The sequence below is a fragment of the Glutamicibacter soli genome (assembly GCF_003309065.1).
GTDB lineage: Bacteria > Actinomycetota > Actinomycetes > Actinomycetales > Micrococcaceae > Glutamicibacter > Glutamicibacter soli.
This window is the reverse complement of sequence record NZ_POAF01000006.1, coordinates 54,479-66,507: the sequence shown is the minus strand read 5'-3', so window position 1 is coordinate 66,507 and position 12,029 is coordinate 54,479. Positions and strand designations below refer to the sequence as shown.

The following is a 12,029-nucleotide window of genomic DNA, read 5'->3' as shown; positions in this document are numbered from 1 at the left end:
CAAAGGAGCCTGTCATGGCAGAACGTCAAGCAATCATCGGCAGCCGCGTGGGACTGCACGCCCGCCCGGCAGCCATCTTCGCCGAAGCCGCGGCCGAGGCCCCCGTAGAGGTCACCATCGCCTTGGAAGGCGAACCGGCCGAAGACGCGCTGGACGCCTCCAGCATCCTCTCCCTCATGGGGCTTGGCGCCGAATACGGCACCACCGTCATCCTGCGCGCCGAGGGCGAGGGCGCCGAGGAAGCCCTGGACAAACTGGTCAAGGTTCTGGAAACCGACCACGACTCCGAGTAGTTCCAGCAGCTGGCCACGGCGCCGGCGGCCCCCGATTTTCCCGGGGCCGCCGGCGCCGCTGTTTTGCCCGAAAGATCGCAAAATAGTGATTGACAAAATTCAATCAGTGGCCTGATGATTGATTTCTACACATGCGGGACAGGAGCACGTCATGAGCACCTTGACGACTTCCATGCAGCGCCTGGTCAGGCCATTTTCACAACGGGACTATGCGCTGCTGGCCAGCGCCATGGTGGCATCAACCTTCGCCTCGGGCATGTGGGCCGTGGCAATGGTCTACCAGGTGCGCGCGTTGGGCGGCGGGCCGATGGAGCTGTCGGTGGTCGCCACCGTGAACAGCGTCGGGCTGCTGGCGCTGGTGCTGGTCGGCGGGATCGCGGCCGACCGCTATTCAAGCCGCAGGATCGTGATCGGCATCCAGGCGCTGTACCTGCTGGTCATGTCCGGCACCGCGGTGCTGTCGCTGACCGGCGCGGTGCAGCTGTGGCACCTGAGCGTTACCGGCTTTTTCGCCGGTGCCGGGGCGGCCTTCTTCTACCCGGCGTATTCCGCGCTGCTGCCCAGGATGCTTCCCGGGGAACAGTTGCTGGCCGCGAACGGACTGGAGGGAACGGTCCGCCCGGTCGTGCAGACCGCGCTGGGGCCCATGGCCGCGGGCTTCCTGGTCGCGCTGATTTCCCCCGCCCATGCGATCCTCGGGGTGGCTCTGTGCCACCTTACGGCCCTGGCGGTGCTGCAGTTCATCCGGCGGCGTCCGGAATACGACACCGCGGCCCCGGAAGACGAGCAGGGCCAGCCCGGCATCCTGACACAGCTGCGCGAAGGCGTGGGCTACACAATGCGCACCAGCTGGTTGCGCTGGACGCTACTTTTCTCGGCGGTCTCGGTGTTCTCCTTCATCGGGCCCTTCGAGGTGCTGCTGCCGTTCATCGTCAGCGACCAGCTGCACGGGGACGCCACGCTGTTCGGCTACGCGCTGGCGTTCTTCGGAATCGGCTCGGCGGCGGGATCACTGCTGATCGCCTCCTCCCGGTTCCCGCGGCGCTACCTCAGCCTGATGACCGCCTGCTGGTGCCTGGGCACGCTGCCGCTGGCCCTCGTCGGCTATGTCGACGCCGCCTGGATGCTCTTCGCCATCCTGGTGGTCTTCGGGCTGACCGACGCGGCGGGCATGGTCATCTGGGGCACGCTGCTGCAGCGGCGGGTGCCGAAGCACCTGCTGGGACGGATTTCCAGCCTGGACTTCTTCGTCTCGCTGGCGCTGATGCCGGTGTCCATGGCGGTGGCCGGGCCGTTGAGCCAGCTGCTGAGCCTGCAGGCGATCTTCATCTTCGCCGGGGTCATCTCCCCGGTCTTCGGGATCATCGCCTGGAAAGCCGGGAAATTCGCCAAGGACGAGCTGGCCAATCCGTTGGATACCCCGGATCCCGTGGCTGAACTGGAGAACGGCTAGTTGTTCACCGAAAATCCAGCACCGGATGCGTGGCATTGATGCGGCGCGGAGCGAAAAGCGAGATGGTGGACGCATGAGGTCTTCGTCCACCATCTTGCCGCGCGCCGCCGCAGTGCTGCTGAGCCTCGGCCTGCTCACCGGGTGCGCTTCCGGCCCCGCCCCCTCCGAGACGGCGAGCGCCCCGCCGGAGGAAAGCGCCGCGCCGGTCGACTGCACCGTTGCCAAGTGCGTGGCGCTCACCTTCGACGACGGGCCGGGCGAATTCACCGACCGGCTGCTGGATGAGTTGAAGGAAGCCGACGCCCCGGCCACCTTCTTCATGGTGGGCAAGAACGTGGGCAGATACCCTGACACCGTCAAGCGCATGGTCGCCGAGGGGCACGAGCTGGGCAGCCACACCTGGGACCATGCGGACATCACGACGCTGACCAAGGAGAAGATCGAGCACGAGGTCCAGTGGACCGACGAGGCCATCGAGAAGGCCTCCGGGCGCAAGCCCGATGTGCTGCGCCCGCCCTATGGCAGCCACGGCGTGGTCTACGACCGGCTGGTCCCCTACCCGCTGGTGCTGTGGGACGTGGACACGCTGGACTGGAAGCACCACGATCCGGTGAAGACCGTGAAGATCGCCATGGAAGAGGTCAAGCCCGGCTCGATCATCCTGATGCACGACATCCATAAGAGCTCGGTCCAGGCGGTCCCGGACCTGGTCGGAAAGCTCAAGGAGCAGGGCTACACCCTGGTGACCGTCGACCAGCTCTTCGCCGGAACCGACTTCGTTCCCGGCGCCGCCTATGAGCGCGGCGCGCACCCGGCGGCGGCGCAGGGCTGAGTCGGGTCAGGGAGCGGTTTCGGCGTACATGCGCAGCTGGTCGAGCTTGTCTTCCTCGCTTTCACGCACATGCCCGGCCAGCTCCTCGCACTCCTCCACACTCAGGTCCGGATTGATGATTGCCACCTGGAGCACCACTTCGGTGTACCCGGCGTCGTCCTTCAGGTCGTAGCGGTAGGACAACCCGTCGGGGTTCTGCGAGGTGTGCAGCACCAGCAGCCGGTTCTCGATGAGGTCGCGGACCTCGTACCGGCGTTCGTGCCCGGCGACCCGGTAGGTCAAGGTGGTTCCCACCCGCAGCTGGGGGTCATCCGAATGCATGGATCCGATGCCGTGCATCCACAGGGGTGCCGCCGCCCAGTCGGTCAGCAGCTCCCAGACGCGATGCACCGGAAGATGGATGGTCACGGTGCTCTCGAACACGCTGAACTGGCTCATACCGGCATCGTCCCATCCGCGGCCCGTCTTGCCAAGGGCTGGAAGCCCCGCGGCCCCTGCCGCGGGACGCTGCGGCGCAAGCTCGGAGAACGCAGGCCGGCTCACGCGGCGCCCGGGGCGCTGCGTGAACCGGCCTGCGGCCCTTCCTTCCGGCGTGGTGGCCGGGCGGGAGGGATGATTTACCAGTCTTCGTCTTCGTCCGCCTCGGAGATGCCGAGTTCAGGCTCCTGCTCCAGGTCGAAGTTGTACCAGGCCTCGGCGAAGTCGGCCATGGAGTCCAAGGCGTCCTGCGCGTCCGAGTCCAGCACCTCGAGCGCATCGGGACTGTTGAGGATCGCGGTGATCGCCACGAACGGATGGTGCTCGAAGTAGTCGGTCGGGGTGGCGCCCTCATTGAACGTCAGGTCCTCGCTCTGGGCGAAGAGATCAGTGTACTGAGCCACGGCATCGGGCAACCTGGTCAGATTAATACCGGTCAGGGACTCATTGTAGATTTCGGCAGTGGCATCTGCCCACTGCTCAATGAGCTCCTCGCTCATTTGTGCCATCTGTTTTTCCACCTCGTGCTCGGGAAGTGAACTGCGCGCGCAGTTCGGTAGCACTTCATCTTAAGCTGTGGCGTTCCATGTGCCAAGACGACCCGGCCATCGTGATCCATGCCTCGCGGCAACGGCCGCTAGGGCAGCTCAACGGCCGGCAGCGAGGGCAGTTCAACGATCTCCGGGTGTTGGGTGCGCAGCTCGTCAAGGCTCTCGTCGAGCAGGTTGAAATCCAGCTCGGACCGCTTGGGATCCATCGGCAACGGGTCAGTGGGGGCCAGTGCGGAAGGGCCCACGACCAGCAGCGCGGCGGCGAATCCAGTCGCCAACAGGCCGGGCACCAGGTGCAACCCGATGAAGTAGATCCCCGCCACGTTGCCGCGGACCAGCGCCGCGCGACGGTGCTTGGAGGAGGCTCCCACGACCTGGCCGTAGGCAAATGCGTTGCCCGCCGCGCCCAACCGGATGTGCGCGACGATCAGGGGCACCGCCACTGACAGCAGGCCCAAGCCCAGCGCCGCCAGTGGCACCGTGGCCAGCCTGCTGCCGCCGGCGGCGCAGTAGCCGAACAGCACCAGGTTGATGCACACCATCAGCGCCCGCATCCAGAACCCGGAGGCCAGCCACCCGCTGCGGCGCAGCAGGAACAGCCGATGCGCCTCGCGGTCCGCGGGATCCTGCGGAACACCGGCGGCCTCCCGGTCGACCCACGCGGCGGCCAGCTGGCTGCCCGCCACGCCAAGCAGCAGCACAACGGTCCCCAGCAGGCTTGCGGCATCGAAGCAGGCCAGCAGCGCGCCAACCAGCCCGGCGACCCAGCTTGCCCGGTAGAGCCGCAGCCCCCGAAAGACCCAGAGGTGCCGGGCGCGGATGTCGCCGGCGTACCCTGCCGGCAGGGGTTCGGACGCTTTCTTGAAGGTTTTCCGGTTCCACAGCGCGAAGGCGCCGGACACCAGCACGATCAACGCGGGCATGATGACCAAGACCGCAGCCTCAGCCAGCGAGTCGAACATGGCAAGGCAGGCCAGCAGCGGGATGAAGATCCAGAAGCGGTTGCGGTAGACGCGCTGCTTTTCGATGAAGGTTTCGGCGAAGTCTTCGTGCAGCCCCTGGTTCAGGGGGTCGCGGGCCAGCAGGCCGCGCAGCAGCTGCCCGCGGTCGCCGACAAGCTGCTGGCCGTTCTCCACCTCGGCGGCGTAGCGCAGCATCCCCTGGTGGTGCGGGTCGATGCCCAGGCCCGCCTGCAGGTGGGCCAGGGCGGCGCGGTGGTCCCCCGAGACCCGGGCGGCCATCGCCGCACCGAGATAATACTCGGGGTTCTCCGGTTGCAGCCGAAGCGCATGCTCGGTGGCCTGCCGGGACAGCATGCGGTCTTCGGCGCTGCGCACGGAACCGGCCAGGATCAGGCCCAGCAGGTAGTGGGCATCAGCGAATTCCGGCCAGGTCTCGATCAGCCAGTACACCGTCTGCAGGGCTTCGTCGCGCTGCCCCAGCCGCATCAGCGCGAAGGCCAGGAAGAGTCCCGCTTCGGGCTGCTCGACATCCAGATTGAGCGCTGCACGCGCGGCATCAGCTGCTTCGGCGTGGCGGTCCAGATGCAGCAGCCCGGAGGCGTAGTGCACCCAAAATGCGGGATTCTCTTGGTGCTGCTGCAGGTTTTCCTTCAGCAGGTCCACCGCTTCCGCGGCGCGGCCGGTCGCCAGGTGGTGGCTGACCCGGGTACGCAGTACGTCGAATTCCATCAGACGAGTTTTCCTGTGCGCCCTAGAGCATTTTCCGCGAACGCAGGTAGTCGGCCAGGTCGTCGTAGCGGCCGTGCTCGTTGCCGAAGCGGACCACGTTCCGCGCGGATTCGAGCCACGGCAACGTGGAGGGCTTGACCTCCCCGATGGCCTGATGGACATGGCCCATGTCCACGGGAACGACCTCATTGCGATCGATGGACTGCATCATGGCCTTCTCCGCGGCCGTGGTGCACAGATGCTCCAGGTCGGCTCCGGAGAACCCGTCGGTGCGGGAGGTGATCCATTTGAGATCGATACCGGCGATGGGGCGGCGCTGCAGGTGGTGGCGCAGGATCGACCCGCGGGCCTCGGCATCGGGCGGGGTGACCAGCACGGAGCGGTCCAGTCGTCCGGGGCGAAGCAGCGCCTCGTCCAGATCCCACGGATGATTGGTGGCGGCCAGCACGTAGAGGCCGTCGTTGTTGGCCGAGAGCGAGTCCATTTCCAGCAGCAGCTGGTTGACCATCTGGCGCAGCCAGGAGGCGGAACCGGTCAGCGAGCCGCGGCGCAGGCCCAGCGCGTCGACTTCGTCGAGGAACAGCACCGTCGGGGCGTTCGCGCGGGCCTTGTCGAACACTGCCTTCAGGTTCTTCTCGGTACCTCCCACATGCGAGTCGAGGATGTCGGTCATGGTCACGGCCATGAAGTTCGCCTGCAGCTCGCCGGCAACCGCCCTGGCCACGAAGGTCTTGCCGCAGCCCGGCGGGCCGTAGAGCAGCAACCCGCCGCGCAGCGACTTGCCGAAGGCCTTGGCGATGGCCGCGTTGCGCATGGGAGCCAGGAAGGATTCGTTCAGCCGGTCCTTGACCGCCTGCAGCCCGCCCACGTCGGCCAATGTCACCGGTTCGCCCGCCGGCTCCAGCGGCGGCTCCAGCGCGCCGGAATCCTCGCTGATCTGGAGGGGCTGCTCGATGAAGGGCGCGGCCAGCGCGTCGCCGAACTGCGCGGCGGCCGCGGTCCAGTCATAGCCGCCGTCTGCTGCATCCGTTCCGGATCCCGGGTCGGGTTCAGATGCGGAGGGGGCCGGCGCTGTTGGCTGCGGCGGCTGCACGGGGCGCTCGGCGGCGACCGTGCCGCCGACCAGTGCCGCGGTCACCTGGCCCAGCAGGCCCAGGGCAGTCGCGTTTCCGGGGTCCTTCTGGATTACGAGATTCAGCTGAGCCAGTGCTTCCGCTTGGCGGTTGGCTCCGTGGAGCAGCTGCGCGAGGTGCAGCCCGAGCTCCAGATCTTCGGGGGCCTGCTCAACGGCGCGCTGCAGGCTGGCAATTAGGGCTTCGTTCACGGTTTGTCGGCTCCCCGAGTCTCGTCGTCCCTGCCGCGGATTCCTGCACAGCAGAGCAATGCCTTTTTAAAGGCATCCAGCGGGCGCCCAAAAAGGACACCCGCTGGAATTATACGACTATTGAGCCGGGGAAATCCCCTCCGCACGACACCAGCCGCGCGGAACGGAGCCCCTAGTAGGCCTTGACGCCCTGCTCCACGATCAGGTGGATCAGCGCAAACTTCTTGTCCTCGTCGATGGCCTTCAACGCCGCTTCCAGCGCCGCCGGAACCTCGGCGTCCTGCTCCACGCGCACGCCGAATCCACCGAAGGCCTGGGCCATCAGCGCGAAGTCGGGGTTGGCCAGCTGGGTGCCGGAGACGCGCTCCGGATACTGGCGCTCCTGGTGGGTGCGGATGGTTCCGTACTGCTGGTTGTCCATGATGATCACCAGCGGGGTGGCGCCGTACTGCGCGGCGGTAGCCAGTTCCTGGCCGTTCATGAGGAACTCGCCATCGCCGGCGATGGTGACGACGCGGCGGCCCGGGTAGCTCAGCGACGCCGCCACGGCGGACGGCACGGAGTAGCCCATGGAGCCGTTGCGCGCCGAGATCATCGAGGCGTATCCGTTGGTCGGGAAGTAGCGGTGAGCCCAGTTGGTGTGCTCGCCGGCGCCGAAGGTCACCATGGCGTCCTCGGGCAGCGACTGCACCAGATTGGCCATCATGGTGGCCATCTTGGCCTGGCCCTCGGATGGAGCTGCCGGCGGAAGCTGCGCGAATTTCTCCTGCTCGCCGCGCATTCGCGAAGTCCATTCCTTCCAGGAATCCTTGACCGGCAGGTCCATCAGCAGCAGGTCGCGGACGAACACGTCCGGCTTGGCCACGATCTGATGGGAAACCGGACCTGAACGACCACGCAGGGCGGGGTCGATGGTCACGATGAAGTTCTTCTTTTCCCAGTTCTGGCGGACGTTGAACCCGTCGGTGATCACGTCGCCCGGAACGGTGCCGACGAAGACGAGCAGGTCGGTTTCTTCGAGCAGGTCGTAGGTCGGCTTCGGACGTCCGTAGCCGATCGGGCCGACGTAGGACGGCGAGCTGAACGGGACAGTGCCCTCGCAGCGCCACTCCGCGGCCGCCGGCAGGTCGTGCTCTTCGAGCCAGCGGGTGAAGTCCGCGGCGCCCTCGTGCGACCAGTCGTTGCCGCCGAAGACGAACAGCGGCTTCTCGGCTTCCTGCAGGGCCGAGTTCAGCGCCTTCCAGTCGGTCACGGTCATGCCGCCGGTGGCCACCGGAATCTCCGGGTGCAGCTCGGCGGAGATTTCATGGCGGATGATGTCCTCGGGCAGACCCACGACCACCGGGCCGGGGCGGCCGGACATCGCCGCGAACATTGCCTCGGCGACGATTTCGCTGGCGCGCTCCGCATGGTCGAGGATCATCACGCGCTTGGCGCCGGTGCCGAACCAGGCCTTCGGATCGAATTCCTGGAACGCTTCCTTTTCCCGGTGCTCGAAGGGAATCAGGCCGACGAACAGCACCAGCGGGGTGGAGTCCTGCCATGCGGTATGCAGCCCGACGTGGGCGTTGGCCGCGCCGGGGCCGCGGGTCACCATGGCGACGCCCGGGCGCTGGTGCAGCTTTCCGTCGGCTTCGGCCATGTAGGTCGCCCCGCCTTCGTGGCGGCAGACGATTGTCTCGATCGGCGAATTATGCAGTCCGTCAAGGACGTCGAGGTAGCTCTCCCCCGGAACGACATAGGTGCGCTCAACACCGTGCGCGGCGAGCGTATCGACAATTACATGTCCGGCAGATTTCCGCATCTGCGCTTGACCGTTTTCACTCATGTTCTAGGGGCGTCTTTCTTTTTCTAGGTCGTCAGACGCAACAACGAGTTAAAAGATCATTGTGATCGTGCGATGCAACGTTGCGTCGTCAAAAAACACTACTAAAACCAGAGCAATTGCACAGCATGAATACCTATTGCTACGCGAGTATGACATGATGCGCGACTTCATGCATATCCTTGCTCATATTGTCTACAGAATTCCGAACAGTGGGACAGTGTCCTTCATCACTGAAATCCACTCCCGCCAAACGGCGTCGCGCAACCCCGGAATGTTGACCAGATCACGTTGAAACAATATTCTATTAGAAAACTAATGTTTACTGGCAGGAATCACCGGCTAGTCAAACTCTCCAGTGAGGTTCTCCCATGGAATTCATTAACGGAACGATCGTCGCGGTCTACCTCGCGGCCATGCTGGCCTTCGGCTGGTGGGGCAAGTCCCGGACCAAAAACAGCAGCGACTACCTGGTAGCCGGGCGCCGACTTGGTCCGGTGCTCTACACCGGCACCATGGCCGCAGTGGTCCTGGGCGGCGCGTCCACCGTGGGCGGCGTGGGCCTGGGCTACAAGTGGGGCATCTCCGGCATGTGGCTTGTCGCGGCGATCGGCGCCGGCGTCATCCTGCTGTCCCTGGCCTTCGCCCCGACGCTGCAGAAGCTGAAGGTCTTCACTGTCTCCCAGATGCTGAGCCTGCGCTACAGCAGCAAATCGGCCACGAACACCTCCGGCATCGTGATGCTGGCGTACACGCTGATGCTGTGCGCGACCTCGACCAGCGCCTACGCCACGATCTTCGTGGTGCTCTTCGACTGGGAGAAGTGGGTGGCCATCGCCGTGGGCGGCGCCATCGTGGTGGTCTACTCGACCATCGGCGGCATGTGGTCCATCACCCTGGCCGACCAGGTCCAGTTCGTCATCAAGACCATCGGCATCTTCGCGCTGATGCTGCCGTTCTCGCTGAACGCGGCCGGCGGCATGGACGGCATCCGCGAGCGCATCGGCGCCGAGTTCTTCGACATCACCGGCATCGGGCTGCAGTCCATCATCACCTACTTCGTGGTCTACACCCTGGGCCTGCTGATCGGCCAGGACATCTGGCAGCGCGTGTTCACTGCCAAGACGCCGAAGGTCGCCCGCTGGGGCGGCACCACCGCCGGCATCTACTGCATCATCTACGGCATAGCCGGCGCCCTGATCGGCATGGCCGCCCGAGTGGCGCTGCCGGACATCACCGGGGCCGATACCAACAAGGATGTCGTCTACGCGGAAGTTGCCACGCAGCTGCTGCCGGTGGCCGTGGGCGGCCTGGTCATGGCGGCCGCCGTGGCGGCCATGATGTCCACCGCTTCCGGTGCGCTGATCGCCGCCGCGACCGTGGCCCGCACCGACGTCACCCCGTTTGTCGCCGGCTGGTTCGGCCGCACCATCGAAGTGAACTCGAACGAAAACCCGGAGCACGACGTGCGCGCGAACCGCATCTGGGTGCTGGCGCTCGGCGTGGTGACGGTATCGCTGGCGATCCTGGTGGACGACGTGGTTGCGGCGCTGACCATCGCCTACGACATCCTGGTCGGCGGACTGCTGGTCGCGATCATCGGCGGCCTGCTGTGGAAGCGCGGCAACGGCCTCGGAGCCACCGCCTCGATGGCGGCCGGCACGCTGGTCACCCTGGGCACCATGATCGTGCTGGAGATCCAGGCCGAGAACAAGTTCGACGGCGTCTACGCCAACGAGCCGATCTACTTCGGCCTGATCGCCTCCGCGCTGACCTTCATCGTGGTGTCGCTGGCCTCCAAGCCCACCGATTCCGAGGTGCTCGCGCACTGGAACCTGCGCGTCTCGGGCAAATCGCAGGAAGAAGGCGTCATGGCGGAAACCCGCAACTAGCCTGCGCAGCCACCGCAAAAGCATCGAGCCACCGGCCCCGGGAGGGGCAGGTGGCTCGATGCTTTTCTCCTGTTTAGAGCTTGTCGCTCAGCAGGTCGTGGCGCACGATGGTCTGGTCGCGGTCCGGACCCACGCCGATGGCGGAGATGCGGGTGCCGCTGATCTTCTCCAGGGCCAGGATGTAGTTACGGGCGTTCTCCGGCAGATCCTCAAGGGTCTTGGCTCCGGAGATGTCCTCGGTCCAGCCCGGGAAGTACTCGAAGATCGGCTTCGCGTGGTGGAAGTCGGTCTGGGTCATCGGCATTTCATCGTGGCGCACGCCGTCCACGTCGTAGGCCACGCAGACGGGGATCTGCTCGATGTTGGTCAGTACGTCCAGCTTCGTGACGAAGTAGTCGGTGAAGCCGTTCACGCGCGAGGCGTGGCGGGCCAGTACCGCGTCATACCAGCCGCAGCGGCGCGGGCGGCCGGTGTTCACGCCGAATTCGCCGCCGGTCTTCTGCAGGTACTCGCCCATTTCGTCGAACAGCTCGGTCGGGAAGGGACCTGCGCCCACGCGGGTGGTGTAGGCCTTGATGATGCCGATGGAGCGGGTGATGCGGGTCGGGCCGATGCCCGAGCCCACGGATGCGCCGCCGGCGGTCGGATTCGACGAGGTCACGAACGGGTAGGTGCCGTGGTCGACGTCCAGGAAGGTGGCCTGGCCGCCTTCCATGAGCACGACCTTGCCCTCGTCCAGCGCCTTGTTCAGCACGTAGGTGGAATCGATGACCAGCGGACGCAGGCGGTCGGCGTAGGACAGGAAGTACTGCACGATGTCCTCGGCGATGACGCTGCGGCGGTTGTAGATCTTGACCAGCAGTTCGTTCTTCTGGCGCAGCGCGCCTTCGACCTTCTGGCGCAGGATGGATTCGTCGAAGACATCCTGCACGCGGATGCCCAAGCGTCCGACCTTGTCCATGTAGGCGGGGCCGATGCCGCGACCGGTGGTGCCGATGGCGCGCTTGCCCAGGAAGCGTTCGGTCACCTTGTCCATGGTCTGGTGGTACGGGGCCACCAGGTGGGCGTTGGCCGAGACGCGCAGGCGCGAGGTGTCCGCGCCGCGGGATTCCAGGCCGTCGATTTCCGCGAAGAGGGCTTCCAGGTTCACCACGCAGCCGTTGCCGATAATCGGGTTGGTGTCAGGGGAAAGAATGCCGGCTGGCAGGAGCTTGAGCTCGTACTTTTCGCCGTTAACGACCACGGTGTGCCCGGCGTTGTTGCCGCCGTTGGGCTTCACTACGTAGTCGACCTTGCCGCCGAGCAGGTCGGTGGCCTTTCCTTTACCTTCATCGCCCCACTGGGCTCCGACGATCACGATTGCTGGCATGGGATCCTCCCCCTTGCATAAAAAGCAGCGGTTGCGGCGTGCTTCGCGCCGGCCCGGCACGGTACCGGGCAAAAAATATGCCCCTGTCCTGCTCACTTGCCCGAGCCGGGCATCGCAAGAGTTAGGGGCTCTTACGACCAAAGTTTACCGAACCGCTAGCGGAAGTGCGAGCCGGGAAGCCTCCCGGCGCGTGGTGGGCTGGTTCTGCACGCGTCGAGAAGCCCGGAAAAACGGTATGCATTGGGCTTCAATTCACTCCATAGCCTTGATTAATCCTGCAGCTACGGCAGTATGGATGGACGGCGCCGGATAGTCATTTGCA

At 65.6% G+C, this 12,029-nt stretch carries 10 protein-coding genes; 4 read left to right on the top strand and 6 right to left on the bottom strand.

Features of this window, described 5'->3' with window-relative positions; genetic code table 11:
- The first annotated feature begins 14 nt into the window (after positions 1-14).
- From C1H84_RS12830 to C1H84_RS12820, 3 genes are all read left to right on the top strand, one after another.
- On the top strand, positions 15-293 hold the full coding sequence (locus C1H84_RS12830; protein ID WP_047118131.1) for an HPr family phosphocarrier protein: 279 nt from the start codon (positions 15-17) through the stop codon (positions 291-293).
- Positions 294-444: 151 nt separating this feature from the next.
- Complete coding sequence (locus tag C1H84_RS12825) at positions 445-1,746, top strand: MFS transporter (protein ID WP_082344603.1); 1,302 nt, start codon at positions 445-447, stop codon at positions 1,744-1,746.
- 73 nt (positions 1,747-1,819) lie between these two features.
- Positions 1,820-2,578: a polysaccharide deacetylase family protein gene (locus C1H84_RS12820; RefSeq protein ID WP_053797215.1), complete on the top strand. Its 759-nt coding sequence runs from the start codon at positions 1,820-1,822 to the stop codon at positions 2,576-2,578.
- Positions 2,579-2,584: 6 nt separating this feature from the next.
- Here the strand turns inward: C1H84_RS12820 and C1H84_RS12815 are convergent, their stop codons facing one another.
- The 5 genes from C1H84_RS12815 to C1H84_RS12795 all read right to left on the bottom strand — a co-directional run bounded on the left by C1H84_RS12815 (position 2,585) and on the right by C1H84_RS12795 (position 8,449).
- Positions 2,585-3,016 (bottom strand): SRPBCC family protein, encoded by a 432-nt coding sequence (locus tag C1H84_RS12815; RefSeq protein ID WP_047118133.1) that lies wholly within the window; start codon positions 3,014-3,016, stop codon positions 2,585-2,587.
- A 179-nt stretch (positions 3,017-3,195) separates the two neighbouring features.
- Complete coding sequence (locus C1H84_RS12810) at positions 3,196-3,564, bottom strand: hypothetical protein (protein WP_146956065.1); 369 nt, start codon at positions 3,562-3,564, stop codon at positions 3,196-3,198.
- A 128-nt stretch (positions 3,565-3,692) separates the two neighbouring features.
- Positions 3,693-5,297 carry a tetratricopeptide repeat protein gene (locus C1H84_RS12805; RefSeq protein ID WP_113607574.1) on the bottom strand — a complete coding sequence of 535 codons (1,605 nt, stop codon included), beginning with the start codon at positions 5,295-5,297 and terminating at the stop codon, positions 3,693-3,695.
- Between the two features lie 22 nt (positions 5,298-5,319).
- A complete protein-coding gene (locus C1H84_RS12800; RefSeq protein WP_113607573.1) occupies positions 5,320-6,621 on the bottom strand; it encodes an ATP-binding protein in 1,302 nt (433 codons plus the stop codon).
- A gap of 172 nt (positions 6,622-6,793) precedes the next feature.
- Positions 6,794-8,449, bottom strand: coding sequence for a thiamine pyrophosphate-dependent enzyme (locus C1H84_RS12795; protein WP_113607572.1), 1,656 nt, complete (start codon positions 8,447-8,449; stop codon positions 6,794-6,796).
- Positions 8,450-8,817: 368 nt separating this feature from the next.
- On the opposite strand from C1H84_RS12795, the gene C1H84_RS12790 reads away from it, so the two are divergent.
- Positions 8,818-10,338, top strand: coding sequence for a sodium:solute symporter family protein (locus tag C1H84_RS12790; RefSeq protein ID WP_113607571.1), 1,521 nt, complete (start codon positions 8,818-8,820; stop codon positions 10,336-10,338).
- A gap of 73 nt (positions 10,339-10,411) precedes the next feature.
- On the opposite strand, the gene C1H84_RS12785 is transcribed toward C1H84_RS12790, so the two are convergent.
- Entirely contained in the window at positions 10,412-11,707 is a 1,296-nt protein-coding gene (locus tag C1H84_RS12785; RefSeq protein WP_047118139.1) for an adenylosuccinate synthase, read from the bottom strand.
- Positions 11,708-12,029 lie beyond the last annotated feature (322 nt).